Source organism: Xanthomonas maliensis (assembly GCF_009192945.1).
In the GTDB taxonomy this organism is placed as follows: Bacteria; Pseudomonadota; Gammaproteobacteria; order Xanthomonadales; family Xanthomonadaceae; genus Xanthomonas; species Xanthomonas maliensis.
In genome coordinates, this window is the sequence record NZ_NSET01000004.1 from 69,909 (window position 1) to 95,924 (window position 26,016).

General features: G+C 66.7%; 14 protein-coding genes. 13 read left to right on the forward strand and 1 reads right to left on the reverse strand.

Annotated features, from left to right (window positions below; translation table 11 throughout):
* Positions 1-2 precede the first annotated feature (2 nt).
* The 13 genes from CKY51_RS00995 to CKY51_RS01050 all read left to right on the forward strand — a co-directional run bounded on the left by CKY51_RS00995 (position 3) and on the right by CKY51_RS01050 (position 25,195).
* Positions 3-1,070 carry a glycosyl hydrolase family 18 protein gene (locus CKY51_RS00995; RefSeq protein ID WP_170292281.1) on the forward strand — a complete coding sequence of 356 codons (1,068 nt, stop codon included), beginning with the start codon at positions 3-5 and terminating at the stop codon, positions 1,068-1,070.
* 248 nt (positions 1,071-1,318) lie between these two features.
* Positions 1,319-3,757 carry a family 20 glycosylhydrolase gene (locus tag CKY51_RS22320; RefSeq protein WP_022973892.1) on the forward strand — a complete coding sequence of 813 codons (2,439 nt, stop codon included), beginning with the start codon at positions 1,319-1,321 and terminating at the stop codon, positions 3,755-3,757.
* Between the two features lie 20 nt (positions 3,758-3,777).
* Positions 3,778-6,462, forward strand: coding sequence for a beta-mannosidase (locus tag CKY51_RS22325; protein ID WP_022973891.1), 2,685 nt, complete (start codon positions 3,778-3,780; stop codon positions 6,460-6,462).
* Between the two features lie 269 nt (positions 6,463-6,731).
* Entirely contained in the window at positions 6,732-9,392 is a 2,661-nt protein-coding gene (locus CKY51_RS01005; protein WP_022973890.1) for a glycoside hydrolase family 3 C-terminal domain-containing protein, read from the forward strand.
* Positions 9,393-10,144: 752 nt separating this feature from the next.
* A complete protein-coding gene (locus CKY51_RS01010; protein WP_152248777.1) occupies positions 10,145-13,075 on the forward strand; it encodes a TonB-dependent receptor in 2,931 nt (976 codons plus the stop codon).
* A gap of 68 nt (positions 13,076-13,143) precedes the next feature.
* On the forward strand, positions 13,144-15,045 hold the full coding sequence (locus tag CKY51_RS01015) for a beta-galactosidase (RefSeq protein ID WP_031340569.1): 1,902 nt from the start codon (positions 13,144-13,146) through the stop codon (positions 15,043-15,045).
* A complete protein-coding gene (locus CKY51_RS01020; RefSeq protein WP_022973887.1) occupies positions 15,039-16,412 on the forward strand; it encodes an APC family permease in 1,374 nt (457 codons plus the stop codon). Before CKY51_RS01015 ends, CKY51_RS01020 begins: the two co-directional genes overlap by 7 nt.
* Positions 16,391-17,320: a carbohydrate kinase family protein gene (locus CKY51_RS01025; protein ID WP_238319578.1), complete on the forward strand. Its 930-nt coding sequence runs from the start codon at positions 16,391-16,393 to the stop codon at positions 17,318-17,320. The genes CKY51_RS01020 and CKY51_RS01025 overlap by 22 nt, the downstream gene beginning before the upstream one ends.
* Entirely contained in the window at positions 17,317-18,723 is a 1,407-nt protein-coding gene (locus CKY51_RS01030) for a 6-phospho-beta-glucosidase (RefSeq protein WP_022973885.1), read from the forward strand. Before CKY51_RS01025 ends, CKY51_RS01030 begins: the two co-directional genes overlap by 4 nt.
* Positions 18,724-18,902: 179 nt before the next feature.
* Positions 18,903-20,354 (forward strand): glycoside hydrolase family 125 protein, encoded by a 1,452-nt coding sequence (locus CKY51_RS01035; protein ID WP_022973884.1) that lies wholly within the window; start codon positions 18,903-18,905, stop codon positions 20,352-20,354.
* A gap of 73 nt (positions 20,355-20,427) precedes the next feature.
* Positions 20,428-22,770, forward strand: coding sequence for a GH92 family glycosyl hydrolase (locus CKY51_RS01040; RefSeq protein WP_022973883.1), 2,343 nt, complete (start codon positions 20,428-20,430; stop codon positions 22,768-22,770).
* A gap of 49 nt (positions 22,771-22,819) precedes the next feature.
* Complete coding sequence (locus tag CKY51_RS01045; protein ID WP_031340567.1) at positions 22,820-24,661, forward strand: glycoside hydrolase family 35 protein; 1,842 nt, start codon at positions 22,820-22,822, stop codon at positions 24,659-24,661.
* 333 nt (positions 24,662-24,994) lie between these two features.
* Positions 24,995-25,195, forward strand: coding sequence for a hypothetical protein (locus tag CKY51_RS01050; RefSeq protein WP_022973882.1), 201 nt, complete (start codon positions 24,995-24,997; stop codon positions 25,193-25,195).
* A 472-nt stretch (positions 25,196-25,667) separates the two neighbouring features.
* Here the strand turns inward: CKY51_RS01050 and CKY51_RS01055 are convergent, their stop codons facing one another.
* Positions 25,668-25,934: a hypothetical protein gene (locus tag CKY51_RS01055; RefSeq protein ID WP_022973880.1), complete on the reverse strand. Its 267-nt coding sequence runs from the start codon at positions 25,932-25,934 to the stop codon at positions 25,668-25,670.
* Positions 25,935-26,016: the final 82 nt, after the last annotated feature.

Sequence of the window (26,016 nt, forward strand, 5' to 3'; positions counted from 1 at the left end):
GGATGTTGTCTTCCATGAGTAAGCGATTGACCTGGATGTTGCTCGCGCTGGCGTTTGCCTGCGCCCCGGCCCTGGCCAAGAACCCCACGGCGTTGTTCTATCTGATGAACACGCAGAAATCGACCAACTCGTTTCTGGCCAATGTCGACAAGATCGACGTGCTGGTACCGACCTGGTATGGCGTGGACCAGAACGGCCTGGTTAGCGGCGGCCCCAACGACTACATCTACACCATCGCCAAGCAGAAGAACCTGCCAGTGATGCCGATCCTGTCGATGACCACCGGCCGCGACGGCTTCCACAAGCTGATGCACGACGAGCAAGCCAAGCAGCGCATGATCGCCTCGCTGCTGATCCAGGGCCGCCAACACAAGTTCTACGGCTTCCAGTTCGACTTTGAGAACATCGCCTGGACCGATCGCGATGCCTATTCGCTGATGGTCAAGCAGACTGCCGATGCCTTGCACAAGGCGGGCTTCAAGATGTCGGTGGCGGTGGTGCCCAATGCGCCTGGCCACGCCGAGGGCGGCCAGTTCGCCAAGTGGATGTGGGAATACTGGCGCGGCGCCTACGACCTGAAGGCACTGGGCCAGGCGGCGGACCTGGTGAGCCTGATGACCTACGACCAGCACACCCGCTGGACCACGCCCGGCCCGGTCGATGGCATGGTGTGGATGAAGAAGCATCTCGACTATGCGCTGACCCAGGTGCCCAAGGACAAGCTCTCGCTCGGCATCGCCACTTACGGCTACCGCTGGTACACCGGCAATCCGGTCAAGGAAGACGGCACCGAAGCGTCGAACATCTCCGCGACCTATATCGATGCCGACGAGTCGTTCCCGCTGGCGATCGAGCAGAACGCCACCGTGCAATGGGATCCGGTCGAGCAGGAATCGTGGTTCTACTTCTACCGCGACGATATGCGCGAGTGGGTGTTCCGCCCGGACGCGCGCAGCTTCAAGGCGCGCTACGACCTGGTCAAACAGTACGGCCTGCAGGGTTTCAGCTGTTGGGTGCTGGGCGCAGAAGATCCCAAGGTGTGGGACGAATTGCCGACGGCACAACGCTGATCGGATAATGCCAGGGCCTTGGCGGGACGCGAAGCGTGCGCCAGGCCCTGCGCAGCACACCGCCGCTTTGCTAACCTGCGGCCGGCCGGTGTCTCGAAACACGCGGCGTCTGCAGCGCGCGCCACCGGCCGCGACTGCAGGCAGCATTGCCATCGCGCGGCCAGACTTGCACGCGCGCGACAGGCGCATGCAGGGTCGTCGACCGTGCCATGGCATGCTGCGCCGCCATCTGTGGGGAAGCTGATCGCATGAGCTACGACGTCATCCACGCCCGCCACCGGCCGCGCGCATCTTTGCTGACGAAGCTGCTGGCGCTGCTCGTCGGCACCATTGCCCTGGCGGGCTGTGCACAGCGCAGCCCCGGCGATGCCTCGCCACGCACCGCTGCACGCACGACGCCCTCCAGTACCGCCAATGCCCCCTTGCCGCTGATTCCCGCTCCGGCGGAAAGCCGCCGCGGCTCCGGCAGTCTGCGCGTGGGACCGGGGACGGTGATCTCGATTGCCGACGGCGACGGCGATGCACGGCGTGCCGGCGAACACCTGGCCATGCTGTTGCAACGCACGCGCGGCCTGAGGTTGGAGGTGCGCAGCGAGACGCAGGCCTCGCCGGCCAGCATCCGCCTGCAGCGCAATGCGCAGACACCGGTGACGCAGCCGGAAGGTTACAGCCTGGAGGCGGACGACCACGGCCTGCGCATCCAGGCGCGCGATGGCGCCGGCCTGTTCTATGGCGCCATCAGCGCCTGGCAACTGCTGACACCGGACGGCGGCAAGGGCCCCGTGGTGATACCGGCAGTGTCCATCCGCGACTGGCCGCGCTTCCGTTGGCGCGGCCAGCATCTGGACGTCGCGCGCCACTTCCACGACGTGGCGACGGTCAAGCACGTGCTCGACACGATGGCCATGCACAAGCTCAATGTGCTGCACTGGCATCTCACCGACGACCAGGGTTGGCGCATCGAGATCAAGCGCTATCCCAAGCTCACCGACATCGGTGCCTGGCGCACGCCGCCGGGCGCAGGCCGGCACGGCACGCCGGAGCGTTATGGCGGTTTCTACACGCAGGAACAGATCAGCGAGATCGTCGCCTATGCGGCGCGGCTGCACATCACCGTGTTGCCCGAGCTGGACATGCCCGGGCATGCGCAGGCAGCCGTTGCCGCCTATCCCGAAGAAGTTGGCGTCCCCGGCGTGCGCACCCAGGTAGGTGTGAACTGGGGCGTCAACCCGTACCTGTTCAACACCAGCGAACGCAGCCTGACCTTCATTACCAACGTGCTGGATGAAGTACTGACGTTGTTCCCGTCGACCTACATCCATATCGGCGGCGATGAGGCGGTCAAGGACCAGTGGGAAGCCTCGCCGGCGGTGCGCGCACAGATGCGCAAGCTCGGGATCAAGGACGCGCATGCGATGCAGGGTTGGTTTAACGAGCAACTGGCGCAGTATCTGACCGCGCATGGTCGCCGCATGATCGGCTGGGACGAGATTCTTGAAAGCGGCGTGCCAGCCAGTGCGTCGGTGATGTCGTGGCGTGGCGTCGAAGGCGCCGTGGCCGCGGCCCGGCAAGGGCACGACGTGGTATTGGCGCCGGGCGACTGGCTCTACCTGGATAACCTGCAGAGCACACGCAGCGACGAGCCCAATGGCCGTCTGACCACGTTGCCGCTGGAACGTGTATACGGCTTCGACCCGGTACCGAGCGGCCTGAGTGCCGAACAAGCCCAGCACGTGCTCGGTGCACAAGGCGCGTTGTGGTCCGAATACATTCCGTCCCGCTGGCATGTGGACCATGCGCTGTTCCCGCGCCTGTCGGCGGTGGCCGAAGTGACCTGGTCGCCGATGAGCGCACGCAGCTGGCCGGGCTTCCTGGCCCGCCTGCCGGCGCAGCTGCAGCGATACCGGGCGTTGGGCATCGACTATAGCGATGCCGCCTTCGCCGCCGACATCGCACTCGATGGCGGCCCCAATCCGGTGCTGGCAGGTGCCCCGGCCAAGGTGGTGCTGAGCACGCAGACCGGGGCCGGCCAGTTGCACTACACCACCGATGGCAGCACGCCGACACCGGCCTCGCCACGCTATACCGCGCCGTTCACGATCTCCCTGCCGAGCACGGTCAAGGCGACCGCCTTCAGCGCCGATGGCGTGGCATTGGCAGCAGTGCGCGGCCGTCAGTTCGACCGGCCCACGCTGCTGCGACTGGACAGCCAAGGACTACGCCACTGCGTGGACCAGGGCGCACTCGGCCTGCGCCTGCCGTTGCTGCCGGACATGGCCGGTGCCGATACGCCGGTCTACAACGTCGATCTGTTCCATGCGTGTCGGCTGTATCCGCAGGCACGGCTGGATGGTATCGGCGCCATCCGGATCGAGGCGGCGCGGCTGGCCAACAATTTCGGCCTGGCGCATGAGCAATCCAAGGTGGTGCAGTACCCGGCGCGCAGCCGCGGCGGCGAGCTGGAAGTGCGCCAGGGGTGCGATGGCGAACTGATCGCCAGCATGCAGCTGCCCAACAGCGACATGCTGGGCGAACAGTTCACGCTGGAAACCCCACTACCTCCACGCACGGGCATCCATGATCTGTGCCTGCGCTTCACTGCCCCCATTCGCGGCCCGTTGTACGCCATCGGTGCCGTCCAGTTGATCGAAACCACCGCGCAGGCGCCCCCCGCCGCCACGCGCTGAGCCCTCAAGGAGAGTCATCCATGCCCCTGTCCCCTCGCCGTTCCGCATCCGCCGCCCTCGGGCTCGCCGTCGCCGTCGCCCTCTCGCCGGCCTGGGCCGCACCGCCCAGTGCGACGCGCTTGGACAGCGGCTGGCAGGTGCGCCTGGTCCCGGGACAGTCGCAGGCCAAGACCTATCCGAAGGCAGCCGACTGGCTGCCGGCGCAGGTGCCGGGCGTGGTGCAGACCGACCTGATCGCCGCCAAGGTGGTGCCCGATCCGTTCTACCGCGATAACGAAGGCAAGATCCAATGGGTGGGCTTGAGCGACTGGCAGTACCGCAGCCACTTCAACGTCGATGCCGCCACCCTCAAGCGCGAGCACGTGGAGCTGGTGTTCGACGGCCTGGACACGCTGGCGGAGGTCACCCTCAACGGCAAGAAGCTGCTCAGTGCCGACAACATGTTCCGGCAGTGGCGGGTGGACGCCAAACCGCTGCTCAAGCGCGGCGACAACGTTCTGGAGATCACGTTCTTTTCGCCGATCAAGAAGATCCAGCCGTGGTTGGCCAAACAGCCCTATGCGCTGCCCGGCGCCTACGACTCGGCGTTCGGCGACGAGCCGGAAGCGCGTCATAGCTCGACCTATGTGCGCAAGGCGCCCTATAGCTACGGCTGGGACTGGGGCCCGCGCATGGTCAATGCCGGCATCTGGAAGGACGTGCGGCTGGAAGCGTGGGATGCACTGCGGGTGGACGGCCTGCATATCGCGCAACAACGCGTGGACGCTGACAGTGCGCAGCTGCAGGCGCAGTTGGAAGTGCAGGCCGGCCGCAGTGGCCCGGTGCAGGTGACACTGGACGTGCTCGGTCCGGATGGCCAGAAGGTCGGGCAGTTCAGCCAGCAGGCGGTGGTCGATCCCGGCCAGAACCGCATCGACCTGCCGGTGCGCATCGCCAAGCCCAAGCGCTGGTTTCCGCTCGGGTATGGCGCACAGGATCGCTATACCTTCGTCGCCAGCGTGCGCGATGCCGATGGCGACAGCCAGCAGGTCAAGCGCGTCACCGGCCTGCGTTCGGTCGAACTGCGGCGCGAGAAGGATCAGTGGGGCAAGAGCATGGAGTTCGTGGTCAACGGCATCCCGATCTTCGCCAAGGGCGCCAACCTGATTCCGCTGGAGGCCTTCCCCACCCGCGTCGACCACGCACGCATGCGCAGCACCCTGCAGGATGCGCGCGACGCCAACATGAACATGCTGCGCATGTGGGGCGGCGGCCATTACCAGGACGACTATTTCTACGACGTCGCCGACGAGCTGGGCATCATGATCTGGCAGGACTTCATGTTCGGCGGCGCGGTGCCGCCGTACGACGTCGCCTTCCGCGAGAACACCCGGCAGGAGGCCATCGAACAGGTCAAGCGGCTGCGCGACCATCCCAGCATCGTGCTCTGGTGCGGCAACAACGAGGTGCAGACCGGCTGGGAAAACTGGGGCGACCGGGTCAAATTCAAGCAATCGCTGGATCCGGAGGAACGTAGCCGCATCGAGCGCGGCATGACCACCTTGTTCGGCACCGTGTTCGGTGAAGTGGTCGCCACCTACGACAGCGACGTGCCGTACTGGGCGACTTCGCCCGGTACCAATTTCGATGGCCCTGCCGACCAGCCCAACGATGGCGACATGCATTATTGGAAAGTCTGGGGTGGCCCTGCGCTGCCGGTCACCGAATACCTCAACGTGACCCCGCGCTTCATGTCCGAATACGGTCTGCAGTCGTTCCCGGACATGCGCACCGTGCGCGCCTTCGCGCAGCCGGGCGATCTGGATCCGGAATCGCCGGTGATGCGCGTGCACCAGAAGTTCGACAAGGGCAACGGCAACAAGCGGCTGATGCTGTACATCCGCCGCGAGTTTGGCGAACCCAAGGATTTCGAGAGCTTCGTCTATCTGAGCCAGTTGATGCAGGCCGAAGGCATCAGCCTGGCTGCCTCGCATCTGCGTGCATCGCGTCCGCAGTCGATGGGCTCGCTGTACTGGCAGCTCAACGACGTCTGGCCCGGCGCCTCCTGGTCCAGCGTGGATTACGACGGCCGCTGGAAGGCGCTGCACTACCATGCGCGTCGGTTCTATGCGCCGGAGCTGATCGCTGCGCTGCGCAACGACAAGGGCCAGACCGAGGTCTCGCTGGTGTCCGATCGCACCACCGCCTTGAATGCGCGTTGGCGCATGCGGGTGATGCGCATGGACGGCAAGCTGCTGAGCAAGCGCGAGCAGAAGGTCACGGTCAAACCGCTCAGCAGCCTGCGCGTGGGCGACTTCAGCGACAAGCAACTGTTGGGCAACGCCGATCCGAAGCAGACCTATGTGGTGTTCGAGCTGTTCGACGGCGACAGGCTGCTGTCGCGTGAGACGGTGTTCTTCGCGCCGGCCAAGCAGCTCGCATTGCCGACCGCGAAGATCGAAAGCCAGTGGCGTGCCGACGGCGATGGCTATGCGCTCACACTGACCAGCAACACGCTGGCGCGCGAGGTCTGGCTGTCGTTCGGCGATGTGGATGCCACGCTGTCGGACAACGCCTTCGACCTGCTGCCGGGCGAGCCAATCACCGTGCGCGTGAGCAGCAAGACGGCGCTGGCGCAGTTGCAGGCCACGCTGCAGGTGCGCGATCTGGCCGCAACGTTGGCCGGCGCTCCGACGGAGCGGCAGGAGGCCGCGGCTACGAAATGAGGAGTAAGCGCCCCTCATCCGCCCTTCGGGCACCTTCTCCCGCGACGCGGGAGAAGGACGCAAGTGCTTGCGATGAATATTCTGCTTCGTTCAAGAGCCCTTCTCCCGCTAGCGGGAGAAGGTGCCCCGCAGGGGCGGATGAGGGCCCAGCGCAGGACCAGTCCCAACCATCACCGATGGCGCGCATGACACCGCGCACCACACCCTTCAGACTGCGGCGCTACCAGAACCATGCCCAGCGGCCTTTGCCGCTGCCCAGGAGTGAATTCATGTCGTCCGTGTTTGTATCGCGCCTTGCCATGGCATTCGGCCTCGGCCTGACGCTGCCAAGCCTTACCCTTGCCGCCCCGGCCGAACGGGACGGATCGCCTGAACAGCGTGCCGCCGCCCTGGTCGCGCACATGAGCCGCGAAGAAAAAGTGGCGCAGGCGATGAACGATGCACCGGCGATTCCGCGGCTGGGCATCCCCGCCTATGAATGGTGGAGCGAAGGCCTGCATGGCATTGCGCGTAATGGCTATGCCACGGTGTTTCCGCAGGCGATCGGGCTGGCCGCAAGCTGGAACACCGAGCTGCTGCAGCAGGTCGGCACGGTCACCTCGACCGAGGCGCGGGCCAAGTTCAATCTGGCCGGCGGTCCCGGCAAGGACCACACGCGCTACGCCGGGCTGACCATCTGGTCGCCCAATATCAACATCTTCCGCGACCCGCGCTGGGGACGTGGCATGGAGACCTACGGCGAAGACCCCTATCTCACCGGGCAACTGGCGGTCGGCTTCATCCGCGGCCTGCAAGGCGACGACCCCAACCATCCGCGCACCATCGCCACGCCCAAGCACTTGGCCGTGCACAGCGGGCCGGAACCGGGCCGCCACGGCTTTGATGTCGATGTCTCCCCGCATGATGTCGAGGCCACCTACACCCCGGCCTTCCGTGCCGCCATCGTCGACGGACAGGCGGGGTCGGTGATGTGCGCCTACAACGCGCTGCACGGCACGCCGGCGTGCGCCGCCGACTGGTTGATCAACGGCCGCGTGCGAGGCGACTGGGGATTCAAGGGCTTCGTGGTCTCCGATTGCGACGCGGTCGACGACATGACCCAGTTTCATTACTTCCGCCCGGACAACGCCGGCTCGTCGGCCGCCGCGCTCAAGGCCGGGCACGATCTCAACTGCGGCCACGCCTATCGCGAGCTGGGAACCGCCATCGCCCGTGGCGACGTCGACGAGGCCTTGCTCGATCAATCGCTGGTGCGGCTGTTCGCGGCGCGCTACCGCCTGGGCGAGCTGCAAGCGCCACGCAAGGATGCCTACGCTCGCCTGGGCGCCAAGGACATCGACAGTGCCGCGCATCAGGCCTTGGCCTTGCGCGCGGCCGCCGAATCACTGGTGCTGCTGAAGAACGCGGGCGGTCTCTTGCCGCTCAAGCCTGGCCTGCGGCTGGCCGTGATCGGCCCCAATGCCGATGCGCTGGCCGCGCTGGAAGCCAATTACCAGGGCACCTCGTCGGCGCCGGTGACACCGCTGCTGGGGTTGCGCCAGCGCTTCGGCGCTCAGCAGGTGCGCTATGCGCAAGGCGCGCCGCTGGCCGCCGGCGTGCCGGGCATGATTCCGGAGACCGCCTTGCGCAGCGACGGCCAGCCTGGCCTGCGCGGCGAATACTTCGACAATGTCGACATGAGCGGCGCTGCCCGCGTCGTCCGCCAGGACCGCGTGGTGAGCTTCAACTGGGATCAGGTCGCGCCGGCCAAGGGCCTGCCGGCCGATCGCTACGCGGTGCGCTGGAGCGGCGAGCTGCTGCCACCCGGGCCCGGCGACTACACCCTGGCGGTTCGCGTGGCGCGCTGCTTCGATTGCACAGGTCACGACCCGGTGCGGCTGTACATCGACGACCAGTTGGTCGTGGCCGGCAATGCCGAAGACAAGCATGTGCCCGCCGGGATGCATAACGCCGACGGTCGCAATGTCGAAACCGTGTTGCACTTCGACGACACTCGCCCACGCAAGATCCGGCTGGAAATGGAACACCGCGGCCAGGATCAGGGCGTGCGCCTGGAGTGGCTGGCACCGACGGCGCCGCAATTGGCCGAAGCCGAGCAAGCGGTCGCACAGGCCGATGCGGTGGTGGCCTTCGTCGGCTTGTCGCCGGACGTGGAAGGCGAAGAGTTGCGGATCGACGTCCCCGGCTTCGACGGCGGCGACCGCAACGACATCGCCCTGCCCGCACCGCAACAGGCGTTGCTGGAGCGCGCCAAGGCCAGCGGCAAACCGCTGGTGGTGGTGCTGATGAGCGGCAGTGCGGTGGCGCTGAATTGGGCCAAGACGCACGCCGATGCGATCGTGGCAGCCTGGTACCCGGGCCAATCCGGCGGCGTCGCCATCGCACGTGCGCTGGCCGGCGACGACAACCCCGCCGGCCGCTTGCCGGTGACCTTCTACCGCTCGACCAAGGACTTGCCGCCCTACGTCAGCTACGACATGAAGGGACGCACCTATCGCTACTTCAAGGGCGAGCCGTTGTTTCCGTTCGGTTACGGTTTGAGCTACACCCAGTTCGCCTACGACGCGCCGCAGCTGTCGACCGCCAACGTGCAAGCGGGCGATGCGCTGCAGCTCACCGCCATGGTGCGTAACACCGGCAAGCGTGCCGGCGACGAGGTCGTGCAGGTGTACCTGCAAGGGCCGCAGGCCCCACTGTCGCCGTTGCGCAGCCTGGTGGGATTCCAACGCGTACATCTGCAGCCGGGCGAACAGCGTGCCGTGCGCTTCACGCTGGATGCGCGCGCCCTGAGCTCGGTCGACCGCAGCGGAACCCGTGCGGTGGAAGCCGGCGAGTACCGGCTGTTCGTCGGCGGTGGCCAGCCGGAGACCGGCGCTCCCGGCCAGACCGCGAGCTTTGCGATCCAGGGCCGTTCGCCGTTGCCGAAGTAAGACCGTGTTCGGCCGCGCCGCGGCTGCCGCTCACAGGCGGCAGCCGCTCTGGGCATTGCAACGCCCAGAGCGGCTGCATCCACCCAAGGCCACCTCAACGCGCCGCATCAGCACGACTGTGCGGCAACGCGCGCAGTTGCACGCCGTGCACGCCGTGCAGTCAACGGCTCCCCCCTGCGATGCCCAGCAGGCGCGATGCGTTGTCACTGTCATCGCGCGTGCATTTCCTCTTGACAGGAGGCGCCGGTGCGCCTATCAATGCTCGCGTTCGGTAAAACTGCAAACGGCAGCACAATCGAACGCCGAGTGACGGCAGCATCGTCTTTCCATACCGCACGCGCACTGGAAGAGGGTTGTATGCAGCACCACCGTGTCCAACACACGTTCCGCGTCACGATCGCCATTGCGCAGTGCAGCGCGATCGTCCGCATGGCTGCATTGCCGGCTCACCTGTCATGACCAAGCACTATAAGCTGAGCGCACTGCGATCGCGCGCCAAGTGCATTGCCGGCTATTCCCCGCCCACCCGCTAGTCCCTGTATCGCTGTCCCAGCTGGCAGCGCCCCCGACATCACCCGTTCGGCTGTCCGCCCACGCTTGCTTGCGTGCTGCGGTGGTCCCGCGTGCGTCGCCGTGGAGCGCTGTCGACACGCAAGGCATCGCAGGGCGTTGCCGACGGCAACGTTGCCCAGCATCTGGCGAGGTGGCACGTGGAAAAGCGCGAACGTTTGAACGGAAAGCAGTGGATTGCGATGTTGCTGGCGACCACCGGCATCGCCTCGGCCACTGCCGCCGTGGCCGGCACGGTGGAAGGAGACGTCAAGGACAGCCGCAACGGCAAGCCCGTTGCCAACGCGACGGTACGCATCACCGGGACCGCGTTCAGTGCAGTGGCCGACGCGACTGGCCATTTCGTCATCCATGACGTGCCTGCCGGGCAGTATGCGCTGGCGCTGGATGCGCCTGGCCTCAGCGCTGCCGAGACCGCGTTGCAGGTCGGCGACAGCGGCAGTACTGCGGTGACGATCACCGCACAGGAGGCCACCCAGATGCGCACGGTCAGTGTGGTCGGCAATCGCTACGATGCCAGCACGCTGAAGAGCAATGCGGCCAATACTGTCGACGTGCTATCGGCCAACGATCTGCAGCGCACCGCCGTGCATAACGTCGCCGAGGCACTGGGTCTGATCTCGGGCATCAATATCACCAACACCGGCTCGGGCTACTTCGGCGGTATCGATGGCGCTGCCCGCGGCGAAGGCATGTTCGCCTCTGTGCGCGGGCTACCGTCCGAATACAACGTCAACATGATCGATGGCGTCACCGTCGCCCAGGGCATGCCCTATAGCCGGAGCGTGCAACTGAGCCTGTTGCCGCCGACCGGGCTGCAGACCATCGTCGCCAACAAGACGTCCACCGTCGAGATGGATGGCGATGCGATCGGCGGCACGCTGGACTTCCGCACTCCTACCGCCTACGACTTCAAGTCCACCACCAGCGGCAGCGTGAACGGCAGCGGCCGGGTGGAGAGCCGCGCGCGCGACTACGGCGGCGACGGCCTGGGCGGCGGTGTCGGCGGCGAGTTCCAGCACAAGTTCGGCCAGGAGCAGCAGGTCGGTTTGTATGTCAGCGGCTATTACGACTACCGCACCACCACCAATAGCGAGGCGGCGGCGGCCACCAGTGCGCTCAACGACGGCTCCTGGCAATTCCTCAACACCGATGCCAGCGGCGCCAACGCGCCGGGCTTCGATCCGCAGCACAACCTCACCAGCACCGGAATGAACGCCGGCATCGCCGCCGGCTGGGAACGCCGCTATGGCGGCAACGCCTCGTTGGACTGGCATGTCGACGACAGCCTGTCGCTGTATGCGCGCATGACCTACGCCTACGCCAAAACCGCGCAGGGCACGACCTTCGTGCAGTTGCTGCCGAAGAATGTGCGTTATGTCACGGGCGCCATGCCGGGCCTCTACACCCCCGATATCGGCCGCATCGCGGCGCGCTTCTGGTACGAGACCAACCCGGAAGTCGCCGACCTGGCGACCTTCCAGATCGGTGCGCGCAAGACGGTCGGCAACTGGACGCTGATGCCGAACGTGTTCTACAGCTTCGGCGACAACGACCGCCCCGACCATGTCGAGATCGATGGCCGCGAAGACAAGTTCTCCGATGCCAATTTCGCCTATTCCGGCAGCAGCCTGATGCAGTACGGCCACGGCGCGTTTCCGTATCCGCAACTGACGCCGGCCTTGCTGGCGCAGGTCAACGCCATCCCCTCGCTGTATGCCGGCAGTTATGGCGAGCTCACCAAGATCTATTCAGGGCAGAAAAAGGGCGGCTTCCGCTTCGACACCCGCTACGACGTCGGCGAGGGCCCGCTGTCGACGCTACAGTTCGGCGTGAAGTACAGCAGGAGCCGGCGCAGCTACAGCAACCGCGACTGGTATACCGGCGGTATCGACGATACGACCACGCTGGGCGACCTGGGCATCTTCAGCGGCAACTATGCGGCGATCTTCCCGGGCAAATACCACTGGACCACGCCGCGGGTCAGCGAGGCGGCAGTGGCTGGCGTCATCGACCAGCATCTGCGCGACGACGATCTGGATACCTGCGGTAACGCTCTGTACGTCAACAACTTCAACTGCAACACCATGCGCGGCACCGAGGCGGTGGGTGCCGCCTACGCCAGCGCCACCTTCGACGTGGGCAACCTGGAAATCGTGCCGGGCGCGCGCGTGGAGCATACCGACATCCACAACACCTTCTGGGTGACGCCGGTCGACGCCGACGGCAACGAGATCGCTGGCGCCTTCGACCACAACCACACCACCTATACCCAGCCGCTGCCGAGCGTGTTCCTGACCTGGCGCCCCGATCAGCGCACGGTCTATCGCGCCTCGTTCTGGAGCAGCTACACGCGCCCGGCCTTCATCCAGTTGGGCGGCGGCAGGCAGGTGAGCGTCTCCAACGGCATCACCACCATCACCCAAGGCAATCCCGACCTCAAGCCGATCACCTCGAACAATTTCGACCTGTCAGGCGAATGGTCCACCGAGCATGGCGGCTTCTTCTCGGTGGCAGGCTTCTACAAGCAGCTGCGCCACTACATCTACGATGCCGGCTCGGCGCAGGCCAATAGCGACACCACCGGAAGCGGGACCACCTTCTACCACATGCCCACCAATGGCGGCGAAGGACGCGTCTACGGTGCCGAGCTGAGCGCGCGCCAACGCTTCCAGGATCTGCCCGCGCCATTCGACGGCCTGGGCGTGAGCGTCAACGCCACCCGTCAGCATGCGCGTGCCGACCTCGGCATGGACGGCTTCGACAACGAGCACATGCAATCGGCGCCCGCTGCCATGGCCAATGCCGAGTTGTTCTACGAACACAGCGGCTTCTCGTTGAACCTGAGCTACCACTTCAGCAGTTCCTATCTGCTGAGCTACGACTTCCTGCATCAGGGCGCCCCCTGGAACGATCTGTGGGCCCGCCCGACCCGACGGGTGGACCTGCACACCGGCTATCGCTTCGACGATGGCTGGGCATTGGATCTGTCGATCTCCAACCTGACCCGCGAATACAGCTACTGGGGACACGTCGGTCGCCACAATCTGGCGATCTCCGACATCGTCGATGCCGGGATGACCACGCTGCTGACCGCCAAGTACGCGTTCTGATCGACGGCCGCACCGGGCCTTGGCGGGCCTGGTGCCCTACAGCTACGCCTTTGCTGATGGAGACGCCGATGAAACGCAGAAGCCTGTGCGCGTTCGGCCTGCTGGCGCCCTTGGGGCTGGCGGCAGTGCCTGTGCTGCAAGACCCGCAGCATGCTCCGCGGCCGGACGGCCGCGTGCATACCTTCGGTCTGGCAGACGGGCGGTTTTTGCTGGACGGGCGGCCGTGGCAGATCCGCAGCGGCGAACTGCATCCGCTCCGGATCGCGCGCGCCGATTGGCAGCACCGCATCCGCATGGTCAAGGCGATGGGCTTGAACACCATCGCGCTGTACCTGATGTGGAATGCGCTGGAGCGCGAGCCCGGCCAGTTCGACCTGGACAGCGGTGAGCGCGATTTCGCCGCCTTCATCCGTCTCTGCCAGCAGGAAGGCCTGTGGGTGTATCTGCGCCCTGGCCCATATGTCTGCGCCGAGTGGACGCTGGGCGGCCTGCCTCCCTACCTGTTGCGTGAACCTGGCATCCGCCTGCGCGATCGCCACGATGCACGCTACATGCAGGCGGTGCAGCGCTATATCGCTACGGTGGCGCCGCGCATCGCGCCGTTGATGGCCAGCGCCGGCGGGCCGGTGCTGATGCTGCAGATCGAAAACGAGTACAGCATGCACGGCAGCGACGTTGGCTATTTGCAGGCATTAGCCGCGCTGTGGCGCGCCAACGGCATCGACGGCCCGTTCTCGTTGGCCGAAGGCCTGCGCGACCTGCGCCGACGCAAGGCGTATCTGCCGGGCGCGGCCTTGGGCCTGGACGGTGCCGACCTGGCGGAGCTGCGCGACGCTGCTGGTATCGCCGGACAGCCACCGGTGTGGGTCGCCGAGGGATATCCCGGCTGGTTGACGCATTGGGGTGAGCCGGACTTCGCGCGCCGCGACTATGCGCCGAGGCTGCAACAGCTGATGGCCGCCGGCTATTCGTTCAACCTCTACATGGCGCATGGCGGCACCAACTACGGCCTCGGTGCAGGCGCCAATGCCGAAGACGACGGCTCGCAGTTCCAACCGGTCATCACCAGCTACGACTATGGCGCACCGATCGATGAAGGCGGCCGCGCCACCGACGCCTACTTCCAGCTGCGGCGGATCATCGCCGCACATGGCGGTGCCACCCCGCCACTGCCGCCCACACCGGTACGCGCGCGCTTCGCAGCGGTGCTGGCGCAGCCGCTGGCGGCACTGTGGGACAACCTGGCCGACCCGGTGCCGACTGCGCTGCCCACCGACAACCAGCGCCTGCTGCGGCAGGACCAGGGACTGGTGGTCTATCGCCGCCGCATCGAAGGCGGCACCGAGCTGCGGCTTGGGCGAGTGCATGACTATGCGGTGGTGCAGGTCGACGGCGCCGAGCTGGGCCATGTGTCGCGGATGCTGCATCCACGGCTCAATAGCACGCCGCACCTGCGATTGCCGGAGACCGGCGCCTCGACACGGACGCTGGATGTGGTGGTGGACAGCTTCGGCCATATCAATTTCGGTCCGGCACTGGGCGACCCCAAGGGTCTGCTCGGACCGGTGCAACTCGACGGTGACAGCTTGCACGACTGGCAGGTGCACGCGTTCGCGCTGGACGGCGAACGTGCACCGGTGCTGCAACCGCTGCGCGGTCCGGTCAGCAGGCCCGGGCTGTTCTTCGCTGCCGAGATCGTGCTGGAAACGCGCGGCGACCTGTATCTGGACATGCGGCAATGGCGCAAAGGCTATCTCTGGATCAATGACCGCCTGCTTGGGCGCTATTGGGACATCGGACCGCAGCAGTGCCTGTACTGCCCCGCCGCCTGGTTGCAGCCTGGGCGCAATCGCGTGCTGGTGCTGGACCTGCATCGACGCGAGCCCGCCTGGCTACGGTGTGCGGACGGATTGACCGTCGCCGCGCGCGCGGCCGATGCAGCGAGCGATGCGCGGTGCTGCACATGTTGACGCCGGCCGCTACCTCGCTGGCGGCAACGTCCCAGCCCACCGCGCCGCCGCGCACGCTGGGATTCTGGAGCGCGTTGTCGGCCAATCTGCTCAACATGATCGGCATCGGTCCGTTCATCACCATTCCACTGGCGCTGTCCGCGTTGGCGGGACCTGCGGTACTGCTGGGTTGGCTGGCAGGCGCATTGCTCTGCCTGTGCGACGGTCTGGTTTGGGCCGAACTGGGCTCGGCGATTCCGCGCTCGGGCGGGCCCTACCATTATCTACGCGAGGCCTACGGCCGCGAGCGCTGGGGACGTTTGTTCGGCTTCCTGTATCTGTGGCAGACGCTGTTGACCGCACCATTGTCGGTGGCCTCGGCGGCGGTGGGCTGCGCGCAATACCTGGCCTTTCTGCTGCCCGGCCTGCAGCAGGGGCACCGCATCGTCATGGCGATGGCGCTGTGCCTGTTCAACACCGCGTTGTTGTACCGACGGGTGCGCTCGGTGCAGATGCTGTCGGTCGCCATCAGCGCAGTCGTGCTGGCGGCCTGTGCTTGGATCGTACTGAGCGGCCTGCTGCATTTCGACATGCGCACCGCCGGCGATTTCCTGCACGCGCGCGCCGCTTCGCCGCAGGGATTCTGGCTGGGATTCGGCGCAGTGGCGCTCATCGCCGTCTACGACTACGGCGGCTACAACAACGTGTGCATGCTGGGCGGCGAGATCCGCAAGCCGCGACGCACGATTCCACGCGCGGTGCTGATCTCGATCCCGCTGGTGGCGCTGCTCTACATGGGCCTCAACATCTCACTGCTCGGGGTGCTGCCGTGGCAGCAGGCGGCACAGTCCAAGGCGGTGGTCGCCGACTTCATGCAGGCGATCTACGGGCCCATCGGCGGCACCGTGGCGGTGCTGCTGATCGTGCTGGCCAGTTGGGGATCGGCCCTGGTCGTGCTGCTGGGCTACTCGCGCGTGCCGTATGCGGCCGCAGCATCCGGGCAGTTCTTCGCGGTGTTCGCACGACTGCATCCACGGGGTGGCTTTCCCACCGTTTCGTTGGTCAGCGTCGGCATCGGCTCGGCACTGGCCTGCCTGCTGTCGCTGGACGATCTGATCGCCACCTTGATGATCATCCAGATCCTGTTCCAGTTCCTGGCGCAGTGCCTGGCGGTGATGCTGCTGCGTCGGGACCGGCCGCGGCGCGGCCGTTTCACCATGCCGCTGTATCCATGGCCATTGCTGATCAGCGTGATCGGCTGGCTGTCTCTGCTGGCCACCAGCCCGGGACGCCGCGTGCTGGCGGCGCTGGCGGCGCTGGGCGTAGGGGCGGCGCTGTATCTGATCCAAGCCAGGAGGACGCGGACATGGCCGTTCCCACTGCAATGAGCGCTGCCGACGTGATGGTGGTCGGCGAGATCTATCTCGACCATATCTTCGGCGGCTTCGCCGCCTGGCCCGCGCCGGGCGAGGAGGCCTTCGCCAGCGACTATCGTCGCGAGCTCGGCGGCGGCACCATCATCACCGCCTGCGGATTGGCGCGGCTGGGTCGGCGCGTCGGCGTGATCGGCGCGATCGGTGCCGACGACCGCCCGCTGTTCGCGCAACGGCTACAGGCGTTCGGCATCTCGATCGACGGCTTGGCCGATGTCGCCGCCGGCACCGGAGTCACCACCAGTGTGTCGTTGCAGAACGATCGCTCGTTCTTTACCTATCACGGCGCCAACGCCGCGCTGACCGAACTGCTGCTGCGCGAACACACCCTCGCGACGCTGTGCGCAGCGCGCCATGTCCATTTCGCCATGCCGTTGCCGGCCGAGCTGGCACAGCACGTGCTGCCGCCGCTGGCACAGGCCGGCTGCAGCACATCGCTGGATGTTGGCTTCTCGCCGGCCTGGCTGACCGATCCGGCCAACCATGCCACCTGCCGCGCCGTCACCACCTTCCTGCCCAACCAGAAGGAAGCCGCGTTGATGGGCTGCGGCGACAGTACCGACGCCAGCCTGGCCTGGGCGCGCGCGCTCGGTCTGCAGCAGGCAGTGATCAAGCTCGGCGCCGCCGGCGCGATGGTCGTCGACGCCAGCGGTGCACGTCGCATCGCCGCGCCGGCCGTGCAGGTGCGCGACACCACCGGCGCCGGTGACGCGTTCGATGCCGGCTTCATCGATGGCTGTCTGCGGCACTGGCCGCTGGACGCCTGCGCACGCCAAGGCTGCCTGTGCGGCGCGGCCTGCTGTACCGCACTCGGTGCCCTGGATGGCCTTCCCACCTCTCCCACCCTCGAGGAATTTGCATGAGCAGTCCCCAGCAAGATCGCAAGATCACCCTGATCGGCGGCGGCGGCGTCCGCGCGCCGCTGGTCGTCTATGGCGTCAACGAAGCCGCCGAAGCGCTCGGCGCGCGCGAGATCGTGCTGTACGACCCGGACCAGGAACGACTGGCGCTGATGGTCGCGCTGGGCCAGGCCATCGTTGCCGAATCCGGTGGCGCCCTGCAGGTGCGCGCCGCGTCCTCGCTGGAAGCGGCGATCGAAGGCGCGCACTTCGTGCTCAGCAGCATCCGCGTCGGCGGCATTGCCCAACGCGCCGCCGACGAACAGATCATCATCCGCCACGGCTATTCCGGCCAGGAAACCACCGGCCCCGGTGGCGTCGCCAAGGCTCTGCGCACGGTGCCTGTCGCCATCGAGCAGGCGCGTCTGGTGGAGCGCCTCAGCCCCGAGGCCTGGCTGGTCAGTTTCACCAATCCGGCCGGACTGATCACCCAGGCCATCAGCCGCCATACCCGTGCACGCGTGGTCGGCATCTGCGACACCCCGGTCGAATTGTTCCACAACATCGCCCGCGCGCTCGGCGAGCCCAGCGAGGCGATCGCCTGCGACTACGTCGGCCTCAATCACCTGGGCTGGATTCGCGGCGTGCGGCTGCGTGGGGAAGACATCCTCGATCGCATCCTGGCCGACGATGCCATCCTGCGCCAGCTGTACCTGGCACCGTTGTTCGACTTCGACATGCTGCGCGCGTTGCGGCTGATCCCGACCGAGTATCTGTACTTCTACTACGAGCGCGGCCGCGCCCTGCACAACCAACGCGCCAGCGGCGCCAGTCGCGGTGGCGAGATCGAGCGCCTCAACCGCACCTTGATGGCGGACCTGCGCAGCCGGCTGGAGGCTGGCGACGACAGCGGCGCCGTGCAGACCTATGCGGCCTATCTGGCGCAGCGCTCCGGCTCGTACATGAAACTCGAGGCCGAGGCCGGCTCGGCGTTCGCGGCGGATCTGGCACCGCAGCCGGATCCGTTCCGCGCCAGCACCGGCTACCACCGCATCGCCGTCGACGTGATGAGTGCGCTGACCGGTGCCCGCCCCGGCCAGCACGTGGTCAATGTGCGCAACCGCGGCGCGATGGCGGAGCTGGCCGACGACGACATCGTCGAGATCGCCGCGCAGATCGATCGCGACCGCATCACGCCACTGCCGGCAGCCGCCCTGCCGGACGCGGTGCATGGCCTGGTCCGCGCCGCCAAGGCCTACGAACACGCCGCGATCGACGCCGCACTCAGCGGCAGTCATCTGGACGCCTGCAAGGCCATGTTGATCCACCCGGCGATCGGCGAGTGGAGTCCGGCCCGGCGTCTGCTGGAGGACTTGTTCGACCAGGCGAGCGACGACTCGCATTGGCGCAGCACCGCGCACGGGTGACGCCAGGGCGGCCGGCGTACGGGCCCGGATTGTGCGTCCGCACTATGCACTCGCGGCGCACACGTTGTATGTTCATTGGGAATTGGTCATGCATAGGTCTCATCACCGACATGGCCGTCCCTGGACGGCACGGGCGATGTCGCTGCCGGCCACCTGCCACTCGAGGACGCTTCACGCCCATGCCTACCCGTCGCCAACTTCTTCAACTCCTTGGCGTCAGCGCAAGCGCCGGCCTGCTGGCCGGTGCCCTGCCCGCGCTGGCCGCGCCCCCCGCAGCTGGCGCAGGCAATTTCGTCAGCAAGCGCCCGCCCAAGGCGCAGCGCCGTTTCGTCAGCGCGGCGGTGGAGCGACAGATTGCCCAGGTCAAGGCGCGCATCGCCGACCCGGAACTGGCCTGGTTGTTCGAGAACTGCTACCCCAACACCCTCGACACCACGGTCGAGACCGGTACCCGCAACGGCAAGCCAGATACCTTCGTCATCACCGGCGACATCCACGCGATGTGGCTGCGTGACTCGTCGGCGCAGGTGCATCCCTATGTTCCGCTGGCCAAACACGATGCCGCGCTGCGGCGCATGTTCCATGGCCTGATCCAGCGTCAGGCCGCCTGCATCCAGCTCGATCCGTATGCCAACGCCTTTCTGCCCGATGGCCAGACCCAGCGGCTCAAGTGGTCGCTCCACGACATCACCGAGATGAAACCCGGCGTCGGCGAGCGCAAGTGGGAAGTGGACTCACTGTGCTATCCGATCCGCATCGCGCACGAATACTGGCGTGCGACCGGCGATCGCGCACCGTTCGACGACGACTGGCGCGCGGCCATGCACCTGGTGGTGAAGACCTTCCGCGAGCAGCAGCGCAAGCATGACCGCGGGCCCTACACGTTCCAGCGGCCTTCGCCACTGGCGACCGAGACGGTGGTGCTGGAAGGCTACGGTCAACCGACCCGGCCCAACGGCATGATCCATTCGATGTTCCGTCCATCCGACGACGCCTGCCTGTTTCCGCTGTTCGTGCCGGCCAATCTGTTCGCGGTGACCTCGCTGCGGCAACTGGCGACGATGAGCACGCAACTGCATCGCGACACCGTCTTCGCCGCCGAGTGCACCGCCTTGGCCGACGAGGTCGAGACAGCGACGCGTCAATTCGGCCAGATGCGCGATGACGATGGCCAGCCGTTCTGGGCCTACGAGGTCGATGGTTACGGCAACCAAGTGTTCATCGACGACGCCAATGCCCCCGGCCTGCTCAGCCTGGCCTACCTGGGGTGCTGCGAGCGCGACGACCCGGTCTTTCTGCGCACCCGCCAACTGGCCTGGAGCGCACGCAACCCGTATTTCTCGCAGGGGCGCGCGGCCGAGGGCGTGGGCAGCCCGCACAGCGGCCTGGGCACCATCTGGCCGATGTCCATCATCCAGTACGCACTGGTCAGCGACGACGACGCGCAACTGCGCCAATGCCTGCATTGGCTCAAGACCACCCACGCCGGCACCGGCTTCATGCACGAGGCGTTCAACAAGGACGATCCCAGCACCTTCACCCGCGACTGGTTCGCCTGGGCCAACACCTTGTTCGGCGAGTTGATCCTGGATCTGATGCAGCGCAAGCCGCAGCTGTTACGCGCAGCCTGATCCTCCTTCCACGCGCAGAGGCAGCGTCTGACGGCTGCCGACGCGCGAGTCACCGATTCTCGAGAGCATATCCATGGCAACACGACGCGGTTTTCTTCAAGGCGCCATCGCTGCTGCACTGTTCGGCAGCGTCGGCCTGCCCGGTCTGGCACGGGCACGCGCCGGCACCTACGCGCTGCCGGCCGACGCCCGCGCGCGCGCCGAGCTCACCCGCCACGTGGACGTGTTCATCGGCACCGGCGGCCACGGCCATACCTTCCCAGGCGCCACGGTGCCGTTCGGCATGGTGCAGCTGAGCCCGGACACCTACAACGCGGTCTGGGATTCGTGTTCCGGCTATCACGAGTCCGACGGCTCGATCATGGGCTTCTCGCACACCCATCTGTCCGGCACCGGCATCGGCGACATGCTCGACTTCCTGCTGGTGCCCGCCACCGGCGACGTCAAGCTGGTACCGGGCCCACTGGACAATCCCGATGCCGGCTACCGCTCGCGTTTCGATCAAGCCGACGAAGCCGCATCGCCGGGTTACTACCGCGTTCGGCTGAAAGACAGCGGCGTGCATGCCGAGTTGACCGCCACCACGCGTGCCGGCCTGCATCGTTATCACTTCCCCAAGGGCAAGCCGGCGCATCTGCTGCTGGACCTATGCCACGGCATGCAGGACAAGCCGGAGATCCCGACCCGGGTCAGCGATGCGCAACTGCGCGTGGTCGACGCGCAGACCATCACCGGCGGGCGCCGCGTCTACCAGTGGGCCAAGGGTCGCTACATCTACTTCGCCATGCGGCTGTCGCGCCCGTTCGCGCAGGCGCAGCTGTATGCCGAAGACCAGCCGATGGCCAGCGACGCACGCCAGGCCGATGGCACGCATCTGAAAGCCGCCCTGCATTACCCGGATGCGGCCGACTCGCCGCTGTTGGTCAAGGTCGGCATTTCGGCGGTCAGCGCCGACAACGCACTGGCCAACCTGGACGCCGAGCTGGTCGATTTCGACTTCGCACGCGTGCATGCGCAAGCGGTCGCGGCGTGGGAAAAGGAACTGGGCCGGGTGCACATCGACAGCGATGACGATGCCCAGCGCCGCATCTTCTATACCGCCCTGTACCACAGCCTGCTCGCGCCCACGCTGTTCAGCGATAGCGACGGCCGCTATCGCGGCATGGACCTGCAAATCCACCAGGCGCCTGCCGGTTACCACAACTACAGCACCTATTCGTTGTGGGATACCTACCGCGCCCTGCATCCGCTGCTGACCTTGGTGCAACCGGAGCGGGTGCCGGACCTGGTGCAGTGCCTGGTGCGCGGCGCCAACGAAGGCCCGGCCGGGGTGGGCATCTGGCCGCTGCAAGGCGTGGAGACCGATTGCATGATCGGCTATCACTCGGCGGTGGTGCTGGCCGAGGCGCATGCCAAGGGCTTTACCGGGATCGACTGGAAGGCCGCCTGGCCGGCATGGCGCAAGCGCGCGATGGACGATGACGTGCATGGCCTGGCGCTGTACCGAACGCTTGGCTACATCCCCTGCGACAAGGTCGACGAGGCGGTCAGCCGCACGCTGGAATTCGCTTACGACGATTGGGCGGTTGCCCACATCGCGCAGGCTGCCGGGGCCAACGACGACGCGCGGCAGTTGCGCGAGCGCTCGCGCAACTATCGCAATGTGTTCAATCGCGCCAGCGGCTTCGTGCAACCGCGTCTGCAGGACGGGCAATGGGCCAGCCCATTCGATCCCCGCGCCATGGGCCATCTGCAGAAATGGCGCGACTTCACCGAATCCAATGCCTGGCAGGCCACCTTCCTCAACCAGCACGATCTGTACGGGTATATGGATCTGTTCGGCGGTCGCGACGGTTTCGTCGCCAAGCTCGACGAATTGTTCTCCACCAGTTCGGAGCTGCCGGCCGATGCGCCACCGGACATCGACGGGATGGTCGGTCAGTACGCCCATGGCAACGAGCCCAGCCACCACGTGGCCTATCTGTATGCCTACGCCGGCCAGCCGTACAAGACCCAGGCGATGGTGCGCCGCCTGCTGCGCGAGCAGTACCACGATGCCCGCAACGGCCTGTCGGGCAACGAGGATTGCGGACAGATGAGCGCCTGGTTCGTCCTCAGTGCGTTGGGGCTGTATGCGGTGGACCCGGTCAGCGGCAACTGGATCCTCGGCAGTCCGTTGTTCAAGCGCGCCGAGCTGGACGTCGGCCACGGCCGCCGCCTGCGCATCGTCGCCCACGACAACAGCGCCAGCAACGTCTACGTCCAACGCGCCCGCTGGAACGGCAAGCCGTACACCCGCAGCTGGCTACGCCACGCCGACCTCGCCGCGGGCGGCACGCTGGAACTGGAGATGGGCCCCAAGCCCAACACCGCGTTCGGCGCAGGCAAGGACGATTTGCCGCCTTCTTTCAGCTGACGCCCCGTTGCCCGTCATGCCCGAATTCGCTAACGGAAGAATCCCCCACATGCTGCGTCGCTCCCTGTCTGCCCTCGCCCTGTCGCTCCTGCTGTCGCTCCCCGCATCCGCGCAGCAGGCGCATCGCAACGCCTGGCCGACCTTCGCCACCGAAGGCACGCACTTCATCCGCGACGGCAAGCCGTACCAACTCCTTTCCGGCGCCATCCATTTCCAGCGCATTCCGCGCGCCTATTGGAAGGACCGCTTGCAGAAGGCGCGCGCCCTGGGTTTGAACACGGTGGAAACCTATGTGTTCTGGAATCTGGTCGAGCCGCAGCAAGGTCGCTTCGACTTCAGCGGCAATAACGACGTCGCCGCGTTCGTACGCGAAGCGGCCGCGCAAGGCCTGAATGTGATCCTGCGTCCCGGCCCGTACACCTGCGCCGAGTGGGAAGCCGGCGGCTATCCGGCCTGGCTGTTCGGCCCAGGCGATATCCGCGTGCGCAGCCGCGATCCGCGTTTCCTGGCCGCCAGCCAGGCGTACCTGGACGCGCTCGCCACTCAGGTGGGGCCGCTGCTCAACGGTCATGGCGGCCCCATCATCGCCGTGCAGGTCGAGAACGAATACGGATCCTATGGCGACGACCACGCCTACATGGCGGCCAACCGCGCCATGTTCGTCAAGGCCGGCTTCGATCAGGCCTTGCTGTTCACCTCCGACGGCGCAGACATGCTGGCCAATGGCACGCTGCCCGATACGCTGGCAGTGGTGAACTTCGCCCCCGGCGAAGCCAAGAGCGCGTTCGACAAACTGATCAAGGCACGCCCCGCGCAGCCGCATATGGTCGGCGAGTACTGGGCTGGCTGGTTCGACCATTGGGGCAAGGCGCATGCCCGCACCGACGCCAAGCAACAGAGCGAGGAACTGGAGTGGATCCTGCGCCAGGGCTACTCGGCCAATCTGTACATGTTCGTCGGCGGCACCAGCTTCGGCTTCATGAATGGCGCCAACTTCCAGACCAATCCCAGCGACCACTACGCACCGCAGACCACCAGCTACGACTACGACGCCGTGCTCAACGAAGCCGGCCAACCCACACCCAAGTTCGCGCTGATGCGCGATGCCATCGCCCGCGTCACCGGCATACAGCCGCCAGCCCTGCCCAAGCCGATCGCCAGCGCAACGCTGCCGGAAACGGCGCTGCCCGAATCGGCGTCGCTGTGGGACAACCTGCCGGCGCCGATCGCCATCGAGACGCCGCAGCCGATGGAGCAGTTCGGCCAGGACTACGGCTACATCCTCTATCGCACCCGCGTCAGCGGCCCACGCAAGGGCAGCCTGTACCTGGGCGACGTGCGCGACGTGGCACGCGTCTACCTGGACCAGAAGCAGGTCGGCAGCGTGGAGCGGCGCCTGCAGCAGGTCGCCACGCCGATCGACATTCCGGCCGGCGAACACACGCTGGACGTGCTGGTGGAAAACAGCGGCCGCATCAACTACGGCCTGCGCCTGGCCGACGGCCGCGCCGGACTGGTCGACCCGGTGCTGCTGGACAACCAGGCCTTGACCGGCTGGCAGGCCTTCCCCTTGCCGATGCGCACCCCCGACACCCTGCGTGGCTGGACCCGCGCCAAGGTCGACGGGCCCGCCTTCCACCGCGGCAGCCTGCGCATCGGCACGCCCACCGACACCTTCCTGGACATGCGTGCCTTCAGCAAGGGCGTGGCCTGGGCCAACGGCGTCAACCTGGGCCGGCACTGGGCCATCGGCCCGCAGCGTGCGCTCTATTTCCCGGCGCCATTCCAGCGCAAGGGCGACAACCAGGTGGTGGTGTTCGATCTGGACAGCGTGGCGACGCCGCGCGTTTCCGGCCTGCGCCAGCAGGTCTGGGTCACCCCGCAGGACTGATCCAGGTCGTGGATGGCTGCTGCGCGCCGCCAGCCGCGCGGCCGCCGCAGCCCTGCCTGCTGACAACGGCAACGCTGGCGGATCAGGCCACTGCGCTAGGCGGCGTCTGCCCTGTGGCGCCTGGCGGGATGCCCACCGGCCTTCCGATCTGCGGTCTTCAGCGCCGCCCGCACTGGCCGCTATTGGGAACAGCCAGATCGGCAGGACTGCCGCACCGACGTGCTTCCATCGGCGCGGCCGTCCAGGCAAGATCACCGGCCCGCGGGGGCACGCCTCGGCGGTCTTGGCCGTTGTCCCAACGGATAGCGGCATGTCGTGGTCCCAGGAGTGTTCATGTCGTCGCTCGCCGTTACGCAAGACCCGGTCTCCGCGGTATCGGAGCAGACCCAGCACGCATTCGCCGCCCAGCTGCAGACCGGTTCGGTCGGCCGCGCCGAAGCCGCGCATCTGATGGCCTTCCTGTGCCAGACGCAGTCGGCCAAGCAGCCGCAGACCTTGTTGCCGCCGCAAGGCCGCGATCAGGACGCGGCCTGACGCGACCTCGGCGCGCGTCGCGCATCGATCAGCGCGGACACCGGGATCGATGGCAACGTCCGCGACCGACCGACAGCGCACATCGCCCACACGATAGAGCCCCCTCCCCCACGCCCAGCGCTGCGTGATGGTGGGTGGCGATCAGCGCGTGGCAGCGCCGTTGCCGGCATTGAACAACTGCAATTGCGCAGATGCACCGCAGCGAAGCTGGATGGGATGTTCAGACGCATGCGCGAGGCCGTCACCGGGGCGAAGTGATCGATCTTCATGCGACCGATCGCCTGCGCGGTGGCCAGCGGCGCCCACGTGCCGTCCTGCCAGACGTCCACGACGGACTGCCGCACGCGCCGGCCGTCGTTGGTCCGTTCCATGCGCATCGCCGTATCGACGCTCAGCAGCGGCTTGAACTGCCGCTCCATGACCGCGGTCTGCAATCGCGCCAGCGCGCTGCACACGGTGCGGCGCTCACTGTTCACTGCGGCGGCGATGCAGTGCTTTGCTCGATTGCACGCAACCAGATCGCGGTTGCCGCCTCAGCGCCTGGATTGCCCGACCGATCCCGATAGACGCACGACATCGGCCTCCGCAGCAGGCCGCGCCTGTCCGGTGCGATGACCAGCACCGGCTGGCACTCCACGCCGAACTCCGGCACCTGCCAGGCGACCTGCTCAGGCGGGACCAGCGCGTTCCAACCGATCGCAGACAGTTGGCGCACTGGCGACAGCGGCCCGGTCGGCATCGCGGATCTCGGTCATGCTCGGCAAACGACGCAGACGGAGGTGACCGGGGGATATGGTATTTAATAGATCACAAATAGGTAT

Coding starts and splice junctions, on each gene's coding strand:
- CKY51_RS00995 (WP_170292281.1), top strand. CDS start 3: ATGTTGTCTTCCATGAGTAAGCGATTGACCTGGATGTTGCTCGCGCTG.
- CKY51_RS01040 (WP_022973883.1), top strand. CDS start 20,428: ATGGCAACACGACGCGGTTTTCTTCAAGGCGCCATCGCTGCTGCACTG.
- CKY51_RS01020 (WP_022973887.1), top strand. CDS start 15,039: ATGTTGACGCCGGCCGCTACCTCGCTGGCGGCAACGTCCCAGCCCACC.
- CKY51_RS01050 (WP_022973882.1), top strand. CDS start 24,995: ATGTCGTCGCTCGCCGTTACGCAAGACCCGGTCTCCGCGGTATCGGAG.
- CKY51_RS01005 (WP_022973890.1), top strand. CDS start 6,732: ATGTCGTCCGTGTTTGTATCGCGCCTTGCCATGGCATTCGGCCTCGGC.
- CKY51_RS01035 (WP_022973884.1), top strand. CDS start 18,903: ATGCCTACCCGTCGCCAACTTCTTCAACTCCTTGGCGTCAGCGCAAGC.
- CKY51_RS01030 (WP_022973885.1), top strand. CDS start 17,317: ATGAGCAGTCCCCAGCAAGATCGCAAGATCACCCTGATCGGCGGCGGC.
- CKY51_RS22320 (WP_022973892.1), top strand. CDS start 1,319: ATGAGCTACGACGTCATCCACGCCCGCCACCGGCCGCGCGCATCTTTG.
- CKY51_RS22325 (WP_022973891.1), top strand. CDS start 3,778: ATGCCCCTGTCCCCTCGCCGTTCCGCATCCGCCGCCCTCGGGCTCGCC.
- CKY51_RS01055 (WP_022973880.1), bottom strand. CDS start 25,934: ATGCCGACCGGGCCGCTGTCGCCAGTGCGCCAACTGTCTGCGATCGGT.
- CKY51_RS01015 (WP_031340569.1), top strand. CDS start 13,144: ATGAAACGCAGAAGCCTGTGCGCGTTCGGCCTGCTGGCGCCCTTGGGG.
- CKY51_RS01010 (WP_152248777.1), top strand. CDS start 10,145: ATGTTGCTGGCGACCACCGGCATCGCCTCGGCCACTGCCGCCGTGGCC.
- CKY51_RS01025 (WP_238319578.1), top strand. CDS start 16,391: ATGGCCGTTCCCACTGCAATGAGCGCTGCCGACGTGATGGTGGTCGGC.
- CKY51_RS01045 (WP_031340567.1), top strand. CDS start 22,820: ATGCTGCGTCGCTCCCTGTCTGCCCTCGCCCTGTCGCTCCTGCTGTCG.